The organism is Pseudomonas sp., from assembly GCF_049590575.1.
Classification (GTDB): domain Bacteria; phylum Pseudomonadota; class Gammaproteobacteria; order Pseudomonadales; family Pseudomonadaceae; genus Aquipseudomonas.
On sequence record NZ_JBAWDE010000440.1, the window covers coordinates 12,773 to 34,658 of the forward strand.

The following is a 21,886-nucleotide window of genomic DNA, read 5'->3' on the forward strand; positions in this document are numbered from 1 at the left end:
CGGCGGGGGCCCTACCCCCGCCGATCCAGCAGATTGACCACCAAGCGATCAATCCAGCCCCACACCCGCTGCTTCACCCGCCGCCACAACGGCCGCGCCTTCCACGCCTCCAGGCTGACCGCCTGGCTCTGGGCAAAGTCGCGCTCGAAACTGCCCGCCACGGCTTCGGTCAGCTCAGGGTCCAGCGCTTCCAGGTTGGCTTCCAGGTTGAAGCGCAAATTCCAATGATCGAAGTTGCACGAGCCAATGCTCACCCAATCGTCCACCAGCACCATTTTCAAGTGTAGGAAACACGGCTGGTATTCAAAAACCTGCACGCCGGCGCGCAACAAACGCGGGTAATAACGGTGCCCGGCGTAACGCACCGACTGGTGATCGGTGCGCGGCCCGGTCAGCAGCAAACGCACGTCCACACCGCGCCCGGCGGCGCGACGCAACGCGCGGCGCACGCTCCAGGTCGGCAGGAAATACGGGGTCGCCAGCCAGATGCGTTGCTGGCTGCTGTTCAACGCGCGAATCAGCGACTGCAGGATATCGCGATGCTGGCGGGCGTCGGCATACGCCACGCGGCCCAGGCCAGGCCCGGAGGCCGGCAGCTTGGGCAGGCGCGGCAACCCGAAATGCGTGGCCGGCTTCCACTCGCGGCGCGCTGCGTTGGCGTGCCATTGGCGATCAAACAAGGCCTGCCAGTCGAGCACCAGCGGGCCGCTGATTTGCACCATCACCTCATGCCATTCGGCGCTGTCTTGCCCCGGCGTCCAGAACTCATCGGTGACGCCAGTGCCGCCGACCACGGCGGTCTGCTGGTCAATCAGCAACAGCTTGCGGTGGTCGCGATACAGGTTGCGCATCCAACGCCGCCAGCTCAGGCGATTGTAGAAACGCAGCGCCACGCCCGCGTCGGTCAAGCGTTTGCGCAGCCCCAGGGTAAAGGCCAGGCTGCCGTAATCATCAAACAGGCAACGCACGCGCACGCCGCGCTCGGCAGCCAGGACCAACGCCTGCACCATGGCGTCGGCGCAGGCCCCCGCCTCCACCAGATACAACTCCAGATCAACTTGCTGCTCTGCGCGGGCAATGCCCACCAGCATCTGCGGAAAGAACTGCGGGCCGTCGATCAGCAACTCGAAACGGTTGGCGCTGCGCCACGGGAACACCGCGCCACTCATGTCAGCGCGCCGTGAAAATCAGTACCGCACCCACCGGCACCGACAAACTGATCGACTTGACCCCAGACGCCTTGCGCAACGCCGCCACACCCGGCGCCAGGTCAAAATCCTCGGCATGCAACACCACAGGTTCCAGGGTCACCACCTGAAAGCGCCGGTCGTCCAGGCGCGTGGCCAACAATTCGGCGCTGTAGGTCTGGGTCTTGCCATGCAGGGTGACGCTCATCGGCAAGCGCAATTCCAGTTGCGCGCCGGGAGCCAGGTCGTTGATCGGCTGCAGGTTGATTTGCGCGCTGATCAGCGCCTCGGGGAAGGTCTTGATCTGGAACAGATCATTGCGCATGCGCTCGTCGCGCAGCGGAATGCCGCTGTTGACCGACTCCAGCTCCACCTCAACCTTGGCCGCGCCCTGGCTGTCGACCTTGCCGTGCAGCACCAGGAAGCGCTGGACCTCAGCCATCTCGGTGTTTTTGGTGGTGACGAACGACAGGCGTGAGGACTCGTTGTCCAGGTACCAATCGGCATGAGCGGGCATGGCAATGGCGGCCAGCAGGGCGAAGGCCAGGGGTTTGAATAGCGCAGCGTTGAACATAAGGACTCGTGGGGCGGAAAACCTGAGCGAACCTTAAGCTCAATGTCACGAGCGGCGCAAATCCAATGTGGGCGCAGGCAAGCCACCACAGGGGATTGTGGTGGGTCAGGGGTTCAGACGGCAGCCTTGGCGCTCGCCCATCCACCGTGCACTGTGCGTGCGCCCCAACCCGCTCGCCGTCACTTCACTGCGCTCGGGGTTGTCGCTGAACGCACTGGTCGGCACGTACTGCTTCACATAACCACGGCAATACTCGGCCGGGTTATTCGCCACGTACCGGCACGAGCAATACTCCTTGGCGGTGTAGGCCGCGATGATGTCGGGGAAGGCTTGCAGGTTGACGCGTTCGTGCCACACCCAGCCCAACAGGGCGAGCACCAACAGCAGAAACAGGCTGGTAAACGGCCGACGACGGATCATGGTTGCACCGCCGCAAGGACGCGCTTCAATAGTTCGTTATGGCGATAGCTGCCGTCGCGGTCATCGCCGTAGCGCACGATCACCAGGTGTTCGTCGGGCATCACGTACAGCGCCTGGCCCCAGTGGCCGAGGGCGGCAAAGGTGTCGGCGGGGGCATCGGGCCAAGGGCGCGGGGCACCTTGATTGAGCCACCAATGGCCGCCCGGCACGGCTTCATCCTGGCCGGTTTTATAGTGGGCAAAAGGTTGGCGATTGAACTCGACCCAGGCTTTCGGCACCAGTTGTTCTTCACCCCAACGCCCATCCCGCGCCATCAGCAGGCCGACCCGCGCCAGGTCGCGGGCAGTGAGGTAAGCGTAGGACGACGCGACGAAGGTTTCGTCGGCATCGGTTTCCCAAGTGGCGTTGCGAATGCCCAGCGGCTTGAACAGCGCATCCCACGGGTAACTCATGTAGGCCTTGTGGCCGAGCATGCCTTTGAGCGCGGCGGACAACAGGTTGCTGTCGCCACTGGAATAGCGGAACACCTGGCCAGGGATGCTGGCGCTGTCGGTGTTGGCAGCAAACTCAGCCATGTCGGCGTGGCCTAGGGTGTAGAGCATCGCCACAACCGAGGATTCCAGCGGGGCGTATTCGTAGTCTTCCTGCCAGTCCAGGCCAGAGGCCCAGTGCAGCAAGTCGCCCATGGTCACCCTTGGGTGCTGTTTCATCGGCGGGTAAAAGCGCGCAACCGGGTCGGTCAGTTTGAAGCGGTTATCGCCGTAGGCCACGCCGAGCACGGTGGCCATCAGGCTTTTGCTGATGGACCAGGTGAGGTGTGGCGTGTCGGCGTGGGTGGGCGCGGCATAGCGTTCATAAATGATTTGGCCGTCGCGGATCACCAGCAGCGCGTCGGTGCGAATGCCCTGGCGAGTGGCGTCGTCGCGCGGGGGGAAGGCGTAGGTGTCGAGCGCATCGACAGCGGGGCCAGTCAGGGTGGTGCCCTTGGCCCACTCCTTGTCAGGCCAGGTTTCGGCGTGGGCGGGGATGGCGACTAACAGCAGGACAACGCACAGCAGGCCTCTGACCATGGACGCAAACTCAAGGGGGCATTCAAGCCCGCGAGCCTAGCCGAGGCCGATGACAGATTTGCGACAAAAGGGCTGTCATCCAACCGTCACCGTAACTTCATGGAGCTGACACCGAGGCTACATAGCCTGACTTTGGACAACAAAGTCGACCGGCCGAAATCGTGGCCGGCACTCGGAGATTCGCTATGACTCAGATCGCCCGCATCAGCGACACCGGCAATGAACGCCGCCTGCAAGCCGAACGCCTGATTGGCGCGCAGGCTTTGCAGGAAGCCCAGGCTCTGCGGTTCAACGTGTTCAGCGGCGAGTTCAACGCCAAGCTGAAAGGCGCGGAACTGGGTCTGGACATGGATGACTATGATGTTCACTGCAGCCACATCGGCGTGCGGGATTTGAACAGCGGTCGACTGGTCGCCACCACCCGTTTGCTCGACCACCAGGCCGCGAGCAGCCTGGGCCGCTTCTACAGCGAAGAAGAATTCAGCCTGCATGGCCTGCTGCACTTGCAAGGCCCGATCCTGGAAATCGGCCGCACCTGCGTCGACCCGGCCTACCGCAACGGCGGCACCATCGCCGTGTTGTGGGGTGAGCTGGCCGAAGTGCTCAACCAGGGCGGCTACAGCTACCTGATGGGCTGCGCGAGCATCCCGATGCATGACGGCGGCATCCAGGCCCACGCGATCATGCAGCGCCTGCGCGAGCGCTACCTGTGCAACGAACACCTGCGCGCCGAACCGAAAAAGCCGCTGCCGGCGCTGGACCTGCCGTCCAACGTGATCGCGGAAATGCCGCCGCTACTCAAGGCCTATATGCGCCTGGGCGCGAAGATCTGCGGCGAGCCGTGCTGGGATGAAGATTTCCAGGTGGCCGACGTGTTCATCCTGCTCAAGCGCGATGAGCTGTGCCCGCGCTACGCCCGCCACTTCAAGGCGGCCATGTGATGGGCCGCCTGCGGGTGTACGGGCGCATTGCCCGCGTGCTGCTGGTGGTGGCGCTGGGCCTGAGCATGGCCAGTCTGTTTGGTTTGTTTGAACGCCTGGGGGTCGCCAACTCGATGGTGCGCCGCCAGCGTTGGTCGCGTTTCTTCATGGCGCGGCTGACCAACGCGCTGCCCTTTCGCGTGACGGTGCACGGCGCGTTGCCGCAAACACCGATGCTGTGGGTGAGCAATCACGTATCCTGGACCGACATTCCGCTGCTGGGCGCAGTGGCGCCGATGTCGTTTCTGTCGAAGGCAGAAGTGCGCACCTGGCCGGTGGCTGGCTGGTTGGCGGCCAAGGCTGGCAGCCTGTTTATCCGTCGCGGCTCGGGCGACAGCCAGTTGATCCGCAAGCAGATGACCCGCCATCTGGAGCAACAGCACCCGCTGCTGATGTTCCCCGAAGGCACCACCACCGACGGGCGCAGCCTGCGGACTTTCCACGGGCGCTTGCTGGCCAGTGCGATTGATGCGGATGTGCCGCTGCAACCGGTGGCAATTCGTTATCTGCGCAATGGCCAGGTCGACCCGCTGGCACCGTTTATTGGCGACGATGATTTGCTCTCGCACCTGATGCGCCTGTTCGGCAATGACCAGGGCGATGTGGAAATCCACGTGCTCAAGCCGATTGCCTGCGCCGGCCAGGAACGTGCGGCGCTGGCTTACCAGGCGCAGCAGGCGGTGCAGAAGGCGTTGTTCGGGCCGCTGCCGGAGGCTGAGCAAGTGGCGGCGCGACCTGCTTATGCTGCCTGAAGCGGGCACGGTCAAAAATGTGGAGGGGGCAAGCCCCCTCCCACATTTAGTCTTGTGTTGTCAGTTGAGACTGTGCGAACACCTGCAATTGAGGGTAGAAGCGCCGGAAGTCGTCACTCAACGGTTCGTATAACGTGCGCAACTCCTGCATGGCATGGCCCAACTCCTCGGGCTGTGTCAGGCGCCGCGAAATCCCGCGCAACACCTGGTCCATCACCGCAAATTCACGGTACGAACCCAACCAGTCATCCGCCGCCATATACGGCGCAATCTGCGCCAGCCGCCCCGGCAGTTGCGGTTCGGCGGCCAGCACGCGGTACACCCGAGAGGTGAAATGCTCCAGGGGCTGGTCGGCATACAGCGCCCAATCGCGCGCCAGGCAATGGTCAAAAAACACATCGAGGACGATCCCCGCATAGCGTCTGCGGGTCAGGCTGAAGCGCGACAGCGCCGCCCCTACCAGTGGGTGGCTGTCGGTAAAGCGGTCGATGGAGCGATGCAGTTGGATCGCCGATTCGATTTGCGGGCTGAACTGGCCCTGCAGGCGGCCTTTGACGAAATCGCCATAGAGGCTGCCCAGCAGTTGTGCAGGAAGTTGGCCGCCCAGGTGCAGATGTGCGAGATAATTCATGGCGCGCAGTCTAGCACTGCCGTCAACGTATCGTTATAACCCGATATACCGATTTAGCCTGATCTCAGATCAAAATCATATTGGTGTATCGGGATATAACGATTTAAGGTTCGCCTCATCGCGATATAACGCTGTACGAAACCGAGCACCCTGCCATGTCCATCGACCTCGACGAAATAATAAAAGCCCTGGCACACCCAGTACGACGAGACATCCTCACCTGGCTGAAAGACCCGAAAGTGCAATTTCCCGAGCAACTGCACAACCACGAATACGGCATCTGCGCCGGGCAGATCGACCAGCGCTGCGGCTTGTCCCAGTCGACCGTGTCGGCCCACCTGGCCACTTTGCAACGTGCGGGCCTGATCAGCAGCCAGAAGGCCGGGCAGTGGCATTTTTTCAAACGCAACGAGGCAGTCATCCAAGCCTTCCTCGCAGCGCTTATTACAGAACTCAGCGCACCGGCGCTGTAACAAGGACACGCAAATGCCCCTCTCGCTTCTCATATTGGCCTTAAGCGCCTTCGCCATCGGCACCACCGAGTTCGTCATCATGGGCTTGCTGCCCGATGTGGCGGCGGACCTCGGCGTGTCGATTCCCGGCGCCGGCTGGCTGGTGACCGGCTATGCCCTGGGCGTGGCTATCGGCGCGCCCTTCATGGCACTGGCCACCGCCAAGCTGCCGCGCAAGGCCGCGCTGGTCGCGTTGATGGGCATCTTTATTGTCGGCAACTTGCTCTGCGCAATGGCCAGTGACTACAACGTGCTGATGGTTGCCCGTGTGGTTACCGCGCTGTGCCATGGCGCGTTCTTCGGGATCGGTTCGGTGGTTGCCGCCAACCTGGTGCCCGCCAACAAACGCGCGTCGGCCGTGGCCTTGATGTTCACCGGCCTGACCCTGGCCAACGTGCTCGGCGTGCCATTGGGCACCGCGCTGGGCCAGCAAGCCGGCTGGCGCTCGACCTTCTGGGCGGTGACGGTCATCGGTGTGATCGCGCTGATCGGTCTGATCCGCTTCCTGCCGGCCAAGCGTGACGAGGAAAAACTCGACATGCGCGCCGAGCTGGCCGCCCTCAAAGGCGCCGGCATCTGGCTGTCGCTGAGCATGACCGCGCTGTTCGCCGCGTCGATGTTCACCCTCTTCACCTACGTGGCGCCGCTGCTCGGCGACGTCACCGGCGTCTCGCCCAAAGGCGTGACCTGGACCCTGCTGCTGATCGGCCTGGGCCTCACCGTGGGAAACATCATCGGCGGCAAGCTGGCGGACAAGCGCCTGGCGGCCACGCTGATCGGCGTGTTCATCAGCATGGCGGTGGTGTCCACGGCGCTGACCTGGACCAGCGTCGCGGTGATCCCGACTGAAATCACCCTGTTCCTGTGGGCCACCGCCTCGTTTGCCGCCGTGCCGGCGCTGCAGATCAACGTGGTGACCTTTGGCAAGGCGGCCCCGAACCTGGTGTCCACCTTGAACATCGGCGCCTTCAACATCGGCAACGCCCTCGGCGCCTGGGTCGGCGGCAGCGTGATTGCCCACGGTTTCGGCCTGACCAGCGTGCCCCTGGCCGCTGCGGCCCTGGCAATCCTGGCGTTGCTGGTGACCCTGATTACTTTCCGTCAGAGCGGCAATGCCGACCTGGCCCCTGCGACTAACTGATCAAACTCAACAGAAGGGTGTAATCCCATGACGACTATTTTCGATCCGATCAAACTGGGCGACCTGGAACTGTCGAACCGCATCATCATGGCGCCGCTGACCCGCTGCCGTGCCGACGCCGGTCGCGTGCCCAATGCGCTGATGGCCGAGTACTACGTGCAACGCGCTTCCGCCGGGCTGATCCTCAGCGAAGCCACCTCGGTGACGCCACTCGGCGTGGGCTACCCGGACACCCCAGGCATCTGGTCCAACGACCAGGTGCGCGGCTGGGCCAACGTGACCAAGGCGGTACACGGTGCTGGCGGCAAGATCTTCCTGCAGTTGTGGCACGTTGGCCGCATCTCCCATGAGTCCTACCTGAACGGTGAAACCCCGGTCGCACCGAGTGCGATCCAGGCCAAAGGCCACGTCAGCCTGGTGCGCCCGCTGGCTGACTACCCTACCCCACGCGCCCTGGAAACTGCTGAAATCGCCGACATCGTCGACGCTTACCGCACCGGCGCCGAGAACGCCAAGGCCGCGGGCTTTGACGGCGTGGAAATCCACGGCGCCAACGGCTACTTGCTTGACCAGTTCCTGCAGAGCAGCACCAACCAGCGCAACGACCAGTACGGCGGCTCCCTGGAGAACCGTGCACGCCTGCTGCTGGAAGTCACCGACGCCGCCATCGACGTCTGGGGCGCCGGCCGTGTGGGTGTACACCTGGCACCGCGCGCCGATGCCCACGACATGGGCGACGACAACCTGGCGGAAACCTTCACTTACGTCGCCAGCGAGTTGGGCAAGCGTGGCATCGCATTCATCTGCTCGCGTGAAAAAGAAGCCGGCGACAGCCTCGGCCCACAACTGAAAAAAGCCTTCGGCGGCGCGTACATCGCCAACGAACGCTTCACCAAGGACAGCGCCAACGCCTGGCTGGCCTCAGGCAAAGCGGATGCGGTGGCCTTCGGCGTACCGTTCATCGCCAACCCGGACCTGCCGGCGCGCCTGAAGGCCGATGCGCCTTTGAACGAAGCGCACCCGGAAACCTTCTACGCCAAGGGCCCGGTCGGTTACATCGACTACCCGACCCTGGCGCTGTGATGTAAGCACTGAGAAGAAATGTGCTGAAACGAAAAAGCCCCGGCTCACAGGAACCGGGGCTTTTTTATAGGGGCCATGAAACATTCCTTCACAGCCTTGCAACAAAATCGCTACAAAATACTTAGGCGGCTACCTATCAACCACCCGCCAGGCCGTATATAAAGTCACCCCACTGATCAGGCGAAGGGACGATTGACTGTCCCTGGTCTTTACTGTTGACACAACTGGACGCAATTACGCATTTTGTCTCAATTGCGCAGGCTGGGGCTCCAGCGCAGCATGTCCAGCCCGGTATCGACCCAACGCTCGGCGTCCTGATGCAACTGGAAGCTGTCGGGCACCAACAGCCACTGGCCGATCAGCCCGTTGATGTAGGCATGAATACACACCGCGCCACGCGTGGTGTCGAGGTTTTCCGGAAGTTGCCCGCGATGGACCGCGTTACGTAGTGTCAGGCCGATACGCAGGTTGCATTCCAGGCTGTGGGTCTGGCGTTGGCGGCGCATGTCACACATTTCATCGGTGAATTCGCACTTATGGAACAGAATCTCATTGATGCGCCGGGTTTTCGGGTCCAGGGCAACTTGATGAAACAAGTGAATCAACAGCTTGCGCATGCACCCCAGCGGGTCGAGCTCGTCCTCACTCTCACTGGCCCTGGCCAACTCGTCCAGCGGCTCGTGCAGGGTGTCGAGCAACGCCTGCAGCAAGTCGGATTTATTGCTGAAGTGCCAGTAAATAGCACCCCGCGTCACGCCGGCCAGCGCGGCGATGTCCGCCAGCGTAGTCCGCGCAACACCGCGCGCATAAAAGGCTTGCTCGGCGGCTTCGAGAATTTGGCTGCGCGTTTCCTGAGCTTCCTCTTTGGTGCGACGAACCATGGCAGTAAAACCTCAATCAGAACACGTGGGACTATCGGTAACGCGGGATTAATAGGCGGTAACGATCATCTGAATAATTGTGGGACGACACCGTCATGGGCGCCGAACGTACTAAAATCGAGGCTTTCGGCGTTGCTTTGTATACAAAGCGCGGAGCCTGTCAAGAGTTTACAAACAACCATGAACGTAAGTATATTGCGTAGCAAGCTACTTATCTACACACAGCCTGTTTTTTACCCTTACACACTTCTTGTGCGCACCCTGCGCGCCTGACCCGAGGATCTTCATGCAACTTAAGCCAGCTGTTACCGCTCTGGTCACTGCCGTCGCCCTGGCATCGCTGCTCAGCGGATGTAAAAAGGAAGAAGCGGCTCCGCCCGCTCAACCCCCTCAGGTCGGCGTGGTCACCATCCAACCGCAAGCCTTTACCCTGACGTCCGAGCTGCCAGGCCGCACCACCGCCTTCCGCATCGCCGAAGTTCGCCCACAGGTCAACGGCATCATCCTCAAGCGCCTGTTCAAGGAAGGCGCGGACGTGAAGGAAGGCCAGCAGCTCTATCAGATCGACCCGTCGGTCTATGAGGCCACCCTGAAAAGCGCACAGGCTACCCTGACCCAGACCAAGTCCATCACCGACCGCTACAAGCAGTTGGTCGATGAGCAAGCCGTCAGCCGTCAGGAATACGACACCGCCGTCGCCAACCGCATGACCGCCGAAGCCAACGTTCAAACCGCCCAGATCAACGTGCGCTACACCAAGGTCTACGCACCGATTTCCGGGCGTATCGGCCGTTCCGCCGTCACCGAAGGCGCACTGGTCAGCAACGGCCAGGCCGATGCCATGGCAGTGATCCAGCAACTGGACCCGATCTACGTCGACGTCACGCAGTCTTCGGCTGAAATGCTGAAACTGCGCCGCGACCTGGAAAGCGGCCAGCTGGAAAAAGCCGGCGCGAATGCCGCCAAGGTCAAGCTGACCCTCGAAGACGGCAGCGACTACGGCCAGGAAGGCAAGCTTGAGTTCTCCGAAGTGTCGGTCGACCAGACCACCGGTTCCGTAACCCTGCGCGCCGTGTTCCCGAACCCTGACCACACCCTGCTGCCGGGCATGTTCGTCCACGCCCAACTGCAAGCCGGTGTGAACAGCAAGGCCATCCTGGCACCTCAGCAAGGCGTGACCCGTGACCTCAAGGGCATCCCGACCGCACTGATCGTGAACAAGGACAACAAGGTCGAGCAGCGTCAACTGGTCGCCAACCGCACTGCCGGCGCCTACTGGCTGGTGGAAAAAGGCCTGGATGCCGGTGACCGTGTGATCACCGAAGGCTTGCAGTACGTCAAGCCGGGCGCCGAGGTCAAGGTCAAGGAGGCTGACAACGCCAAGCCCGCCGGTACTGCTGCTCCTGCTGCCGCTGCTGGCAAAGGGGAGTAACCCATGTCGAAATTTTTTATCGACCGTCCCATTTTCGCCTGGGTAATTGCCCTGGTGATCATGCTGGTCGGGGCACTGTCGATCCTGAAGTTGCCCATCAACCAGTACCCGGCCATTGCGCCAACCGCCATTGATATCCAGGTGACCTACCCAGGCGCGTCCGCACAAACCGTGCAGGACACCGTGGTGCAGGTGATCGAGCAACAGCTCAACGGTATTGACAACCTGCGTTATGTCGCCTCGGACAGTAACTCCGACGGCAGCATGACCATCACCGCGACGTTCAACCAGGGTACCAACCCGGACATCGCCCAGGTTCAGGTACAGAACAAGCTGAACCTGGCGACCCCATTGCTGCCGCAAGAAGTGCAGCAGCAGGGTATCCGCGTGACCAAGTCGGTGAAGAACTTCCTGATGGTAATCGGTCTGGTGTCGGAAGACGGCAGCATGACCAAGGACGACCTCTCCAACTACATCGTGTCCAACATCCAGGACCCGATCTCGCGTACCGCGGGTGTGGGTGACTTCCAGGTGTTCGGTTCGCAGTACGCCATGCGTATCTGGCTCGACCCGGCCAAGCTGAACAACTTTCAGCTGACCCCGGTCGACGTCAGCACCGCGATTTCGGCGCAGAACGTCCAGGTAGCCACCGGTCAATTGGGCGGCCTGCCTGCCCTGCCCGGCAACCAGTTGAACGCCACCATCATCGGCAAGACGCGCCTGCAGACCGCTGAGCAGTTCGGCAACATCCTGATGAAGGTGAATGCCGACGGTTCCCAGGTTCGCCTGCATGACGTCGCACGGATCGAACTGGGCGGCCAGAACTACAGCATCAGTGCACAGTTCAACGGCAACCCGGCGTCCGGGATGGCGATCAAGCTGGCGTCGGGCGCCAACGCCCTCGACACCGCCAAGGCCATCCGCGCCACCGTGGCGTCGCTGGAACCGTTCTTCCCGCCTGGCATGAAGGCGGTGGTGCCATATGACACCACCCCGGTGGTCACCGAATCGATCTCCGGTGTGGTTCACACCCTGATCGAAGCGATCGTGCTGGTGTTCCTGGTGATGTTCCTGTTCCTGCAGAACTTCCGCGCCACCATCATCACCACCATGACGGTACCGGTGGTCTTGCTGGGTACCTTCGGGATCCTTGCGGCATTCGGCTTCACCATCAACACCCTGACCATGTTCGGCATGATCCTGGCCATCGGCTTGCTGGTGGATGACGCCATCGTCGTGGTGGAAAACGTCGAGCGGGTCATGGCCGAGGAACACCTGTCGCCGAAAGAGGCGACGGTCAAGTCCATGGGCCAGATCCAGGGCGCCCTGGTGGGTATTGCCCTGGTACTGTCGGCGGTACTGTTGCCGATGGCCTTCTTCGGCGGCTCCACCGGTGTGATCTACAAACAGTTCTCCATCACTATCGTTTCGGCGATGGCGCTGTCGGTACTGGTTGCCCTGATCTTTACCCCGGCCTTGTGCGCCACCATGCTCAAGCCGATCGACCCGGAAAAACATGGCCAACCCAAGCGTGGTTTCTTCGGCTGGTTCAACCGCACCTTCGACCGTGGCGTACTGAGCTACGAGCGCGGCGTGGGCAACATGATCAAGCACAAGATCCCGGCGTTCCTGGTGTACGCACTGATCTTCGCCGGCATGATCTGGTTGTTCATGCGCATTCCTGCCGCGTTCCTGCCCGACGAAGACCAGGGCGTGATCTTCGCCCAGGTGCAGACACCGGTCGGTTCCTCGGCTGAACGTACGCAAAAAGTCATCGACGACATGCGCGCCTACCTGCTCAACGACAAGGAAGGCGAGCCGGGCGAAGGCAAAGGCGTGAAATCGGTGTTTACCGTGAACGGCTTCAACTTCGCCGGTCGCGGCCAGAGCTCCGGCCTGGCGTTTGTGATGCTCAAGTCCTGGGATGAGCGCGATGCGTCCAACTCGGTGTTCGAGATCGCCAAGCGCGCCCAGGGCTACTTCATGCAGACCTTCCAGGACGCCATGGTGTTTGCCATCGTGCCGCCGTCTGTACTCGAGCTGGGTAACGCCACCGGTTTCGACGTGTTCCTGCAAGACCAGGGCGGCGTCGGCCATGAGAAATTGATGGATGCACGTAACCAGTTCCTCGGCATGGCTGCCCAGAGCAAGATCCTGGCCGGTGTGCGCCCCAACGGCGTGAACGATGAGCCGCAGTACGAGCTTACCGTCGACGACGAGAAGGCCAGTGCCCAGGGCATTACGCTGTCGAACATCAACCAGACCCTGGCGATTGCCCTGGGTGGCAGCTACGTCAACGACTTCATCGACCGTGGTCGGGTGAAGAAGGTGTACGTGCAAGGCGAAGCCGCCAGCCGCATGTCGCCCGAAGACCTGAACAAATGGTACGTGCGCAGCGACTCCGGGAAGATGGTGCCGTTGTCCGCCATTGCCTCGGGCAAGTGGATCTTCGGTTCGCCGAAACTCTCGCGCTATAACGGTGTGGCGGCGATGGAAATCCTCGGCACCCCGGCACCGGGCTACAGTACCGGTGACGCCATGGCCGAAGTCGAGCGCATCGCCAAGCAACTGCCGGCGGGTATCGGCTACGCCTGGACGGGCCTGTCGTATGAAGAACGCCTGTCCGGCTCCCAGGCGCCTGCGCTGTACGCCCTGTCGCTGCTGGTGGTGTTCCTGTGCCTCGCGGCTCTGTACGAAAGCTGGTCGATCCCGATTGCGGTGGTGCTGGTAGTGCCGCTGGGTGTGGTGGGTGCATTGATTGCGACCAGCATGCGCGGGCTGTCCAATGACGTGTTCTTCCAGGTAGGCCTGTTGGTAACGGTGGGCCTGGCGGCGAAGAACGCCATCCTGATCGTGGAGTTCGCCAAAGAACTCCACGAACAGGGCAAAGGCATCGTCGAGGCGGCCATCGAAGCCTCCCGCATGCGTCTGCGGCCGATCATCATGACCTCCATGGCGTTCATCCTCGGCGTACTGCCGCTGGCGATCTCCTCGGGCGCCGGTTCAGGCAGCCAGCACGCAATCGGTACCGGCGTGATTGGCGGTATGATCACGGCCACTGTCCTGGCGATCTTCTGGGTGCCACTGTTCTTTGCAACCGTGTCGTCCGCCGGCGAGCGCAAAAAGACTGATACCCCTGAAACTCCTAAAGAGGCTGGCCAATGAGCAAGTCGCTACTTTCCCTAGCCGTCACGGCATTCGTGCTCAGTGGCTGCTCGCTGATACCTGACTACCAGCGCCCCGAAGCGCCGGTAGCAGCCCAGTACCCGCAGGGGCCGGCGTATTCGTCGGCCCAGGCGCCGGGCCAGGCCGCTGCCGAGCAGGGCTGGAAGCAGTTTTTCCACGACCCTGCCCTGCAACAGCTGATCCAGACCGCGTTGGTCAACAACCGTGACCTGCGCGTCGCGGCCCTGAACATCGACGCCTACGCCGCGCAGTACCAGATCCAGCGTGCCGACCTGTTCCCGGCCATTTCGGCCACGGGCAGCGGCAGCCGTACCCGTACTCCGGCCAAGCTGTCGCAGACCGGCGAAGCGGGCATCACCAGCCAATACTCGGCGGGCCTCGGGATCAGCGCGTATGAACTGGACCTGTTCGGTCGCATTCGCAGCCTCAGTGAAGAAGCGCTGCAACAGTACTTCGCTACCGAAGAAGCGCGTCGCAGCACCCAGATCAGCCTGGTGGCCAGTGTGGCCAACGCCTACCTGACCTGGCAGGCCGACAAGGAGCTGCTCAAGCTGACCCAGGACACCCTCGGGGCGTTCGAGCAGAGCTACAAGCTGACCTCGCGCAGCAACGAAGTCGGCGTGTCCTCGGCCCTCGACTTGAGCCAGGCACGTACTTCGGTCGAAAACGCCCGTGTGGCACTGGCGCGTTACACCCGCCAGGTGGCTCAGGATGAGAACAACCTGACCCTGCTGCTGGGCACCGGCCTGCCGGCGAATATCGCCAGCAAGCCGCTGTCGGATGACCTGCTCAGCGAAGTGCCGGCCGGGTTGCCCTCGGACCTGCTGCAACGTCGTCCCGACATTCTGCAGGCCGAGTACAACCTCAAGGCGGCCAACGCCAATATCGGCGCGGCCCGTGCTGCGTTCTTCCCGAGCATCAGCCTGACCGCCAGCGCCGGCACCGCCAGCCCGACCCTGGGCGGCCTGTTCAAAGGCGGTTCGGGCACCTGGTCGTTTGCCCCGCAGATCAACATCCCGATCTTCAATGCCGGTAGCCTGCGCGCGAGCCTGGACTACTCGAAGATCCAGAAAGAGATCAACGTGGCCAACTACGAGAAGGCAATCCAGACCGGCTTCCAGGAAGTCTCCGACGGCCTCGCCGCGCGGGAAACCTACAAGCAGCAACTGGACGCCCAACGTGGCTTCGTCGCGGCCAACCAGGATTACTACCGCCTGGCCGAGCGTCGCTACCGCATTGGTGTCGACAGCAACCTGACGTTCCTCGACGCCCAGCGCCAACTGTTCAGTGCCCAGCAATCGCTGATCACCGACCGCCTGGCGCAGCTCAACAGCGAGGTCAACCTGTACAAGGCCCTCGGCGGTGGCTGGAACGAGCAGACCGCGCAGAACGAACCGTTGAAAGAAGAAGCACCGCCGTTGAAGTTGTTCTGATAACGGTGCAGTAAACAAAAACCGCCGCCCTTACGGGAGGCGGTTTTTTTATGCCCGATACCTATCCATAGCGGCATGACAACTTACGTTCGATCATCGCCCACAACCCGCTCTCCCCCACTTTCACCGCCCCCGCACCGCCCCGCACCATGGCCGCCACCTGCATAAACCCAATAACAACAGGTCCAACACCATGAGCACCTTTCACCCGCGCCGGCTCTTGCTGGCAACCGCTGTCGCCAGTCTTGCCTTACCCGTTGTCGCGCAAGAACACGGCTTTCTGGAAGACGCCAGCGCTAACCTCAACCTGCGTAATTTCTTTTTCAACCGCAACTACACCAACCCGACCAAAACCCAGGGCGGCGCGCAGGAGTGGACGCAGAGCTTCATCCTCGACGCCAAGTCCGGCTTCACTCAGGGCACGGTCGGTTTCGGCGTGGACGTGCTGGGGCTGTACTCACTGAAGCTCGATGGCGGGCGCGGCACGGGGGGCACCCAGCTGTTGCCGCTGGACCACGACGGGCGCCCGGCGGATGAGTTCGGGCGCCTCGGGGTGGCCTTCAAGGCGCGGATGTCGAAGACAGAAGTGAAGGTCGGCGAATGGATGCCGGTATTGCCGATCCTGCGTTCGGACGATGGCCGCTCCCTGCCGCAAACCCTGCGCGGCGGGCAGATCACCTCCAGGGAAATCGACGGCCTGACCCTCTACGGCGGCCAGTTCCGCGCCAACAGCCCGCGCGACGACAGCAGCATGACCGACATGTCGATGGTCGGTAAAACCGCCTTCACCTCCGACCGTTTCAATTTCCAGGGCGGCGAATACGCGTTCAACGACAAGCGCACCCAGGTCGGCCTGTGGAACGCCCAGCTCAAGGACATCTACCGCCAGCAATTCATCAACCTGATCCACAGCCAGCCCCTCGGTGACTGGACCCTGGGCGCCAACCTCGGGTTTTTCTACGGCAAGGACGACGGCAGCGCACGCGCCGGCGACCTTGACAACAAGACCTGGTCCGGCCTGTTCTCGGCGCGCTATGGCGGCAACACCTTCTACGTCGGCCTGCAAAAACTCACCGGCAACAACGCCTGGATGCGCGTCAACGGCACCAGCGGCGGCACCCTGGCCAACGACAGCTATAACAGCAGCTACGACAACGCCGAGGAAAAATCCTGGCAGGTGCGCCATGACTACAACTTCGCCGCCCTCGGCGTGCCGGGCCTGACCTTGATGAACCGCTATATCAGCGGCAGCAATGTGCACACCGGCACCGTCACCGACGGCAAGGAATGGGGCCGCGAGAGCGAAGTGGGCTACACCGTGCAGAGCGGCAGCCTGAAAAACCTCAACGTCCGCTGGCGCAATTCGAGCATGCGGCGCGACTACAGCAACACTGAATTCGATGAGAACCGGTTGATCGTCAGCTATCCGATAAGTCTGCTGTAAACCGCAGCCGATCTTGCTGTATGGTGCGCGCCTGCCGCTGCTGATCCGCCCAGCAGCGGCTTTTATCCGAGCCCGCGCAGACCATGAAATCCCTTGCTACCGCATTCGCTGTGCTTGTCCTGGCGCTGAGCCTCAGTGGCTGCATAAGCGCGCCCATCGCATTGACGCCGCACACCGAGCAACGCCTGCAAGCCCAGGCGCCGATCCGCTTCCTGCTGACCTTCGATGACGGCCCCAGCGCTTCGGGCTACAACAACCCGAGCCGTTCAGTGGTCGCCGACCTGGCGCACAACCCGGTGCTGCCGGGGATCAAGGCGGTGTTCTTCCTGCAGACCGAGGCGGCGCGTTCCGGCGGCAGCGCGCGCGGGCGCAAGACCATGGAGCGCGAGTACGCAGGCGGGCATATCCTGGCGTTCCACACCGCCACCGGGTTTCACACCAACCATCGCTGGCTGGGCGACGCCGAGCTGGAACGCACCCTCGGCCAGGGGGCCGCGGACATTGCCTCGATCACTGGCACCCCGCCCCTGCTGGTGCGCCCGCCGTTCTGGAACTATGACCACCGCACTTTCGCCGCCTACCAGCGCCATGGCATGCAAGTTTTGCTGACGGATTTGAGCGCCAATGACGGCAAGATCTGGGGTTTCAATGGCAGCCCGCGGCGCCGCGCCAACCTCTATCGCCAACTGTCGGTGGTGCGCGAGCGCATCGCGCTGGGAGAGTTGCCGACGGTGGACGGCGTGATCCCCGTGGTCGTGACCTTCCATGACATCAACCGCTACACCGCACGACATATGCAGGAGTACCTGCAGATCCTGCTCGACAGCGCGCGCATCAACGGCATGAAGACTGCTGCCGAGCCCTTCTACACCGAACGTGCCGCACTGCAACGCGCGGCGCTGGCGCGTACGGTCAAGGATATGAATGAACCCGTGCATCTGCCGGGGGTATGGAATTGGGTGTGGGACGCGGATTCCCACTGACCCCTCAAAGCTGTGAAGGTCTGTTGTGGGAGCGGGCTTGCTCGCGAAAGCGCTGGCTCAGTGAGTACAGCTGTTGACTGAAACACCGCGATCGGGGGCAAGCCCCCTCCCACATTTTTTATCGCATTCCAGCTCAACCTTCGCGTGACTCGACGCCCAACTCATCCCACACCGACTCGGCCAGGTGAAACGTCGCATTCGCCGCCGGAATCCCGCAGTAGATCGCGCTTTGCATCAGCACTTCCTTGATTTCCGCGCGGGTCACGCCATTGCTGGCGGCGGCGCGCAGGTGCAGCTTGAGTTCTTCGCTGCGGTTCATGCCGATCAGCATGGCGATGGTGATCAGGCTGCGGGTGTGCCGCGGCAGGCCTGGGCGGGTCCAGATATCGCCCCAGGCATGGCGGGTGATCATTTCCTGGAACTCGTTGTTGAACTCGGTCAGGGCGTTCAGGCTGCGGTCGACATGGGCATCGCCCAGCACTTCGCGGCGCACTTGCAAACCATCGGCGTAACGTTGTTTCTCGTCCACAAAAGACTCCTCAGCGGGCCAGCAGAAATTCAAGCACCCGATCACTGAACGCAGCACCGGCCTGTACGTTGGACAGGTGCGCGGCATAGAACTCGGCGTACTCGGCGCCCTTTACATGGTTCTGGATAAAGTGGCCGCCGGCCGGCGGAGTGACGGCGTCTTCGGTACCGGCGATCACCAGCGTCGGTACTTTGATCGAGGCCAGTTGCTCACGGAAATCCGCATCACGCACGGCAGCGCAGTTGGCGGCATAGCCTTGCGGGTCGGTCGCCGCGAGCATGTCGGTGATCTGCTGGGCCTGGTGCGGGTTGGCGGCCGCGAAATCGGCGGTGAACCAGCGCGCAATCGATGCGTCGCGCAGGGCGACCATGGCGGCCGCGCCATCGCGCAGAACCGTCTCGATGCGCGGGTTCCAGATGTCCGGGGTGCCGATTTTCGCGGCGGTATTGCACACCACCAAACGGTTCAACCGCTCACCGGCGTTGATCCCCAGCCACTGGCCGATCAGCCCGCCCATGGACAGCCCGCAAAAATGCGCACGCTGGATACCCAGCGCATCCAGCAGCGCGATCACATCGTGGCCCAGCTGCTCGATGCTGTAGGGCCCCGCGGTGACCAAGGATTTGCCATGGCCCCGGGTGTCGAAGCGCAGCACGCGAAAATGCTCGGCAAAGGCCGCCATCTGGATATCCCACATGTGCAGGTCGGTGCCCAACGAGTTGGACAACACCAGTAGCGGCGCCCCTACAGGCCCATCCAATTGGTAATGCAGTTCGCCCTCGGCGAGTTGTACAAATGCCACAAAGGCCTCCTTAGGCAGTCAATGCAAAGTGTTCGGTCACGGCGCGTGTCACCCAGGTGTGCGCCTGGCCCAGGTAGTGGGCCGGATCGAGCAGGCGGTCCAGTTCAGCCGAAGACAACTCGGCGGTGACCTGCGGTTCGTCCGCCAGTACCGCACGCAAGTGGCGCCCGCCTGCCACCGCGCGCTTGCAGCATTGCTCGAGCAGATGGTGCGCAGTCTCGCGGCCCAGGCGCTGGGCCAGCACGATACTGACGGCTTCGGCGAGCACCAGGCCCTGGGTCAGGTCGAGGTTTTGGCGCATGCGCTGGGGGTCGACTTCCAACCCTTCGTTCACCAGTAACGCCTGCTTCAAGGCACCGGAAACCAACCGGCAGATTTCCGGCAAGGTTTCCCATTCGGCATGCCACAGGCCCAGGCTGCGCTCGTGCTCCTGGGGCATGGTACTGAACATTGTCGCCACCAGGCCGGGCACGCGGGTGGCCGCGCTGATCAGCACGGCGGCGCCCACCGGGTTGCGTTTGTGCGGCATGGTGGACGAGCCGCCCTTGCCCGGTGCCGACGGTTCGAAAACTTCTGCGGCTTCGGTCTGCATCAGCAGGCTGATATCGCGCCCCAGCTTGCCGAGGCTGCCGGCGATCAGGCCGAGCACACTGGCGAATTCCACCAGGCGATCGCGTTGGGTGTGCCAGGGTTGTTCGGGCAAGCTCAGTTGCAATTCATCCGCCAAGGCTTCGGCGATCGGCATTGCCTGTTCGCCGAGGGCTGCCAGGGTGCCGGACGCGCCGCCGAATTGCAGCACCAGCAGGCGCGGTTTCAGCTCGACAAGCCGTTGCCGACTGCGCGTCACCGCCCCCAGCCAACCGGCGATTTTCATCCCCAGGGTGACTGGCGTTGCATGCTGCAACCAGGTGCGCCCTGCCAACGGCACGTCGGAATAACGCTGAGCCTGGGCGGCCAGAATGTCCCCCAGCCGCGCCAGATCGCTCTCGATCAACTCGACGGCGCGCCGCACTTGCAGCACCAGGCCGGTGTCCATCACATCTTGGCTGGTGGCGCCCAGATGCACGTAGCGCTCGGCCCCGGCGTCTTCACTGGCAATCAGCTTGCCCAGCGCCTTCACCAGCGGAATCGCCGAATTGCCCGCCGCAGCAATCGCCACGCCGAGGGCATCCACGTCGTACAGCGACGCCAGGCACGCCTGGGCGATCGGTGCTACGGCGGCCTGCGGGATCAAGCCAACCTGGGCCTGCGCGCGGGCCAGGCCGGCTTCGAAATCGAGCATGCCCTGCAGGCGTCCCTGGTCGCAGAACACCTCGGCCATGCTGTCGGCGGTGAAATAAGCGTCGAACAATTGGTTGCTCGTGCGCAGCGTCATATCCCCTCCCTTAGAGATCGTGGTGCAGGTAGGCCGCCTGTTTCGGCAAGCGCAAGCTGAACAGGAAGGCCACCGCCATCATGGCCGTGACGTACCAATAGAAGGTGTTTTCCATACCGATGGATTTCAGGCTCAGCGCGACCACTTCCGCCGAACCGCCAAACACCGCATTCGCCACCGCGTAGGCTAGGCCGACACCCAGCGCGCGCACCTGCGGCGGGAACATCTCGGCTTTGACCAGGCCGCTGATCGAGGTGTAGAAACTGACAATCGCCAGCGCCAGGGTGATCAGCACAAAGGCCAGGAACGGGCTGGTGACGGTTTTCAGGGTCAGCAGGATCGGCACGGTGAACAGCGTGCCAAGGCCGGCGAACCAGAGCATCGAGTTACGCCGGCCGATCTTGTCGGCCAACATGCCGAACAACGGCTGCATGCACATGTACAGAAACAGCGCGCCGGTCATGATGTAGCTCGAGGTCTTGGCGTGCATGCCGACCGTATTCACCAGGTACTTCTGCATGTAGGTGGTGAAGGTGTAGAAAATCAGCGAGCCGCCGGCGGTGTAGCCCAGCACGGTGATAAACGCTTTGCCGTGGTCGCGAAACAGCGCGGTAATGCTGCCGGCGTCTTTGTCTTCACGCATTTCCTTGCTGGTGGTTTCTTTCAAGGTGCGGCGCAACATCAGGGAGATCACCGCCGCGACGGCGCCGATCACGAACGGAATCCGCCAGCCCCAGGCGCGCAACTCGTCCTCGCTGAGAAACTGCTGCAGGATCACCACCACCAGCACCGCGAGCAATTGCCCGCCGATCAGGGTCACGTACTGGAACGAGGCGAAGAACCCGCGCTGGCCCTTGAGCGCCACTTCACTCATGTAAGTCGCGGTGGTGCCGTACTCGCCGCCCACCGACAAGCCTTGAAACAGGCGCGCGACCAGCAACAGGATCGGCGCCCAGACGCCAATGTCGTTGTAGGTCGGCAAACAGGCGATGACCAGTGAGCCGGCACACATCATCAGCACCGAGATCATCATCGAATTCTTGCGACCATGCTTGTCGGCCACCCGGCCAAACAGCCAGCCGCCAATCGGCCGCATCAGGAACCCGGCAGCAAACACCCCAGCGGTGTTGACCAGTTGCACGGTGGGGTTGTCCGAGGGGAAAAACGCCGGGGCAAAGTAGATGGCGCAGAAGGCGTAGACGTAGAAGTCGAACCATTCGACGAGGTTGCCGGAGGACGCACCGACAATCGCAAAAATCCGTTTGCTGCGTTCTTCTCCGGTGTAGTGGCTGGTTTTTGTTGTCATGGTTTTTCACTCAGTGGGAACGGTTATAGCCTAGACATACTTTGCAACAACCATGTCATGCAAGCAGACTTTTGGGGAAGTGCAGCCCAGCAGGCCCAATCGGGGGCAAGCCTCCTCCCACATTCCGACCGCGCCGCCTATCAAATGTGGGAGGGGGCTTGCCCC

The 21,886-nt window shown here is 62.5% G+C and carries 20 protein-coding genes; 10 read left to right on the forward strand and 10 right to left on the reverse strand.

The window, feature by feature from the left end; translation table 11 throughout:
• Window positions 1-11 precede the first annotated feature (11 nt).
• From WBR57_RS30065 to WBR57_RS30080, 4 genes are all read right to left on the reverse strand, one after another.
• Complete coding sequence (locus WBR57_RS30065; protein ID WP_424089209.1) at window positions 12-1,169, reverse strand: phospholipase D-like domain-containing protein; 1,158 nt, start codon at window positions 1,167-1,169, stop codon at window positions 12-14.
• 1 nt (window position 1,170) lies between these two features.
• On the reverse strand, window positions 1,171-1,761 hold the full coding sequence (locus WBR57_RS30070; RefSeq protein ID WP_424089211.1) for a YceI family protein: 591 nt from the start codon (window positions 1,759-1,761) through the stop codon (window positions 1,171-1,173).
• Between the two features lie 105 nt (window positions 1,762-1,866).
• Window positions 1,867-2,181 (reverse strand): amidase, encoded by a 315-nt coding sequence (locus WBR57_RS30075; protein WP_424089213.1) that lies wholly within the window; start codon window positions 2,179-2,181, stop codon window positions 1,867-1,869.
• Window positions 2,178-3,251: a serine hydrolase domain-containing protein gene (locus tag WBR57_RS30080; RefSeq protein ID WP_424089215.1), complete on the reverse strand. Its 1,074-nt coding sequence runs from the start codon at window positions 3,249-3,251 to the stop codon at window positions 2,178-2,180. Before WBR57_RS30080 ends, WBR57_RS30075 begins: the two co-directional genes overlap by 4 nt.
• A gap of 185 nt (window positions 3,252-3,436) precedes the next feature.
• Between WBR57_RS30080 and olsB the strand changes: the two genes are divergently transcribed.
• Window positions 3,437-4,192: an L-ornithine N(alpha)-acyltransferase gene (gene olsB / locus WBR57_RS30085; protein WP_424089217.1), complete on the forward strand. Its 756-nt coding sequence runs from the start codon at window positions 3,437-3,439 to the stop codon at window positions 4,190-4,192.
• A complete protein-coding gene (locus tag WBR57_RS30090; protein ID WP_424089219.1) occupies window positions 4,192-4,983 on the forward strand; it encodes a lysophospholipid acyltransferase family protein in 792 nt (263 codons plus the stop codon). The genes olsB and WBR57_RS30090 overlap by 1 nt, the downstream gene beginning before the upstream one ends.
• 46 nt (window positions 4,984-5,029) lie before the next feature.
• Here the strand turns inward: WBR57_RS30090 and WBR57_RS30095 are convergent, their stop codons facing one another.
• A complete protein-coding gene (locus tag WBR57_RS30095) occupies window positions 5,030-5,614 on the reverse strand; it encodes an ACP phosphodiesterase (RefSeq protein WP_424089221.1) in 585 nt (194 codons plus the stop codon).
• Window positions 5,615-5,769: 155 nt separating this feature from the next.
• Here WBR57_RS30095 and WBR57_RS30100 point away from each other — a divergent pair, with 155 nt between their 5' ends.
• The 3 genes from WBR57_RS30100 to WBR57_RS30110 are packed head-to-tail and all read left to right on the forward strand — an operon-like array spanning window position 5,770 to window position 8,350.
• The gene (locus WBR57_RS30100) at window positions 5,770-6,087 is read left to right on the forward strand and encodes an ArsR/SmtB family transcription factor (protein ID WP_424089223.1); all 318 of its coding nucleotides are present in this window, start codon (window positions 5,770-5,772) and stop codon (window positions 6,085-6,087) included.
• A 13-nt stretch (window positions 6,088-6,100) separates the two neighbouring features.
• Window positions 6,101-7,267 (forward strand): MFS transporter, encoded by a 1,167-nt coding sequence (locus WBR57_RS30105; RefSeq protein ID WP_424089226.1) that lies wholly within the window; start codon window positions 6,101-6,103, stop codon window positions 7,265-7,267.
• A 27-nt stretch (window positions 7,268-7,294) separates the two neighbouring features.
• Window positions 7,295-8,350: an alkene reductase gene (locus tag WBR57_RS30110; RefSeq protein ID WP_424089228.1), complete on the forward strand. Its 1,056-nt coding sequence runs from the start codon at window positions 7,295-7,297 to the stop codon at window positions 8,348-8,350.
• A 248-nt stretch (window positions 8,351-8,598) separates the two neighbouring features.
• Here the strand turns inward: WBR57_RS30110 and WBR57_RS30115 are convergent, their stop codons facing one another.
• On the reverse strand, window positions 8,599-9,231 hold the full coding sequence (locus tag WBR57_RS30115; RefSeq protein ID WP_424089230.1) for a TetR family transcriptional regulator: 633 nt from the start codon (window positions 9,229-9,231) through the stop codon (window positions 8,599-8,601).
• Between the two features lie 286 nt (window positions 9,232-9,517).
• On the opposite strand from WBR57_RS30115, the gene WBR57_RS30120 reads away from it, so the two are divergent.
• The 5 genes from WBR57_RS30120 (at window position 9,518) to WBR57_RS30140 (ending at window position 17,709) form a co-directional block, all read left to right on the forward strand.
• A complete protein-coding gene (locus WBR57_RS30120) occupies window positions 9,518-10,663 on the forward strand; it encodes an efflux RND transporter periplasmic adaptor subunit (protein WP_424089232.1) in 1,146 nt (381 codons plus the stop codon).
• 3 nt (window positions 10,664-10,666) lie between these two features.
• Window positions 10,667-13,828 (forward strand): efflux RND transporter permease subunit, encoded by a 3,162-nt coding sequence (locus tag WBR57_RS30125; protein WP_424089234.1) that lies wholly within the window; start codon window positions 10,667-10,669, stop codon window positions 13,826-13,828.
• Complete coding sequence (adeC, locus tag WBR57_RS30130; protein WP_424089235.1) at window positions 13,825-15,282, forward strand: AdeC/AdeK/OprM family multidrug efflux complex outer membrane factor; 1,458 nt, start codon at window positions 13,825-13,827, stop codon at window positions 15,280-15,282. The genes WBR57_RS30125 and adeC overlap by 4 nt, the downstream gene beginning before the upstream one ends.
• Before the next feature lie 193 nt (window positions 15,283-15,475).
• The gene (locus tag WBR57_RS30135) at window positions 15,476-16,726 is read left to right on the forward strand and encodes an OprD family porin (protein WP_424089237.1); all 1,251 of its coding nucleotides are present in this window, start codon (window positions 15,476-15,478) and stop codon (window positions 16,724-16,726) included.
• Window positions 16,727-16,809: 83 nt separating this feature from the next.
• A complete protein-coding gene (locus WBR57_RS30140) occupies window positions 16,810-17,709 on the forward strand; it encodes a polysaccharide deacetylase family protein (protein ID WP_424089239.1) in 900 nt (299 codons plus the stop codon).
• 133 nt (window positions 17,710-17,842) lie between these two features.
• Here the strand turns inward: WBR57_RS30140 and pcaC are convergent, their stop codons facing one another.
• The 4 genes from pcaC to WBR57_RS30160 are packed head-to-tail and all read right to left on the reverse strand — an operon-like array spanning window position 17,843 to window position 21,721.
• Complete coding sequence (pcaC, locus tag WBR57_RS30145) at window positions 17,843-18,238, reverse strand: 4-carboxymuconolactone decarboxylase (protein WP_424089241.1); 396 nt, start codon at window positions 18,236-18,238, stop codon at window positions 17,843-17,845.
• Between the two features lie 10 nt (window positions 18,239-18,248).
• Window positions 18,249-19,040, reverse strand: coding sequence for a 3-oxoadipate enol-lactonase (pcaD, locus tag WBR57_RS30150; protein WP_424089243.1), 792 nt, complete (start codon window positions 19,038-19,040; stop codon window positions 18,249-18,251).
• Between the two features lie 10 nt (window positions 19,041-19,050).
• On the reverse strand, window positions 19,051-20,415 hold the full coding sequence (locus WBR57_RS30155) for a 3-carboxy-cis,cis-muconate cycloisomerase (protein ID WP_424089245.1): 1,365 nt from the start codon (window positions 20,413-20,415) through the stop codon (window positions 19,051-19,053).
• A 10-nt stretch (window positions 20,416-20,425) separates the two neighbouring features.
• Window positions 20,426-21,721: an MFS family transporter gene (locus WBR57_RS30160; protein ID WP_424089247.1), complete on the reverse strand. Its 1,296-nt coding sequence runs from the start codon at window positions 21,719-21,721 to the stop codon at window positions 20,426-20,428.
• Window positions 21,722-21,886: the final 165 nt, after the last annotated feature.

What these genes read in the sequence shown, in the direction of transcription:
- WBR57_RS30065 (WP_424089209.1), bottom strand. Translation starts at nt 1,169, where the DNA reads ATGAGTGGCGCGGTGTTCCCGTGGCGCAGCGCCAACCGTTTCGAGTTG.
- WBR57_RS30070 (WP_424089211.1), bottom strand. Translation starts at nt 1,761, where the DNA reads ATGTTCAACGCTGCGCTATTCAAACCCCTGGCCTTCGCCCTGCTGGCC.
- WBR57_RS30075 (WP_424089213.1), bottom strand. Translation starts at nt 2,181, where the DNA reads ATGATCCGTCGTCGGCCGTTTACCAGCCTGTTTCTGCTGTTGGTGCTC.
- WBR57_RS30080 (WP_424089215.1), bottom strand. Translation starts at nt 3,251, where the DNA reads ATGGTCAGAGGCCTGCTGTGCGTTGTCCTGCTGTTAGTCGCCATCCCC.
- olsB (WP_424089217.1), top strand. Translation starts at nt 3,437, where the DNA reads ATGACTCAGATCGCCCGCATCAGCGACACCGGCAATGAACGCCGCCTG.
- WBR57_RS30090 (WP_424089219.1), top strand. Translation starts at nt 4,192, where the DNA reads ATGGGCCGCCTGCGGGTGTACGGGCGCATTGCCCGCGTGCTGCTGGTG.
- WBR57_RS30095 (WP_424089221.1), bottom strand. Translation starts at nt 5,614, where the DNA reads ATGAATTATCTCGCACATCTGCACCTGGGCGGCCAACTTCCTGCACAA.
- WBR57_RS30100 (WP_424089223.1), top strand. Translation starts at nt 5,770, where the DNA reads ATGTCCATCGACCTCGACGAAATAATAAAAGCCCTGGCACACCCAGTA.
- WBR57_RS30105 (WP_424089226.1), top strand. Translation starts at nt 6,101, where the DNA reads ATGCCCCTCTCGCTTCTCATATTGGCCTTAAGCGCCTTCGCCATCGGC.
- WBR57_RS30110 (WP_424089228.1), top strand. Translation starts at nt 7,295, where the DNA reads ATGACGACTATTTTCGATCCGATCAAACTGGGCGACCTGGAACTGTCG.
- WBR57_RS30115 (WP_424089230.1), bottom strand. Translation starts at nt 9,231, where the DNA reads ATGGTTCGTCGCACCAAAGAGGAAGCTCAGGAAACGCGCAGCCAAATT.
- WBR57_RS30120 (WP_424089232.1), top strand. Translation starts at nt 9,518, where the DNA reads ATGCAACTTAAGCCAGCTGTTACCGCTCTGGTCACTGCCGTCGCCCTG.
- WBR57_RS30125 (WP_424089234.1), top strand. Translation starts at nt 10,667, where the DNA reads ATGTCGAAATTTTTTATCGACCGTCCCATTTTCGCCTGGGTAATTGCC.
- adeC (WP_424089235.1), top strand. Translation starts at nt 13,825, where the DNA reads ATGAGCAAGTCGCTACTTTCCCTAGCCGTCACGGCATTCGTGCTCAGT.
- WBR57_RS30135 (WP_424089237.1), top strand. Translation starts at nt 15,476, where the DNA reads ATGAGCACCTTTCACCCGCGCCGGCTCTTGCTGGCAACCGCTGTCGCC.
- WBR57_RS30140 (WP_424089239.1), top strand. Translation starts at nt 16,810, where the DNA reads ATGAAATCCCTTGCTACCGCATTCGCTGTGCTTGTCCTGGCGCTGAGC.
- WBR57_RS30155 (WP_424089245.1), bottom strand. Translation starts at nt 20,415, where the DNA reads ATGACGCTGCGCACGAGCAACCAATTGTTCGACGCTTATTTCACCGCC.
- WBR57_RS30160 (WP_424089247.1), bottom strand. Translation starts at nt 21,721, where the DNA reads ATGACAACAAAAACCAGCCACTACACCGGAGAAGAACGCAGCAAACGG.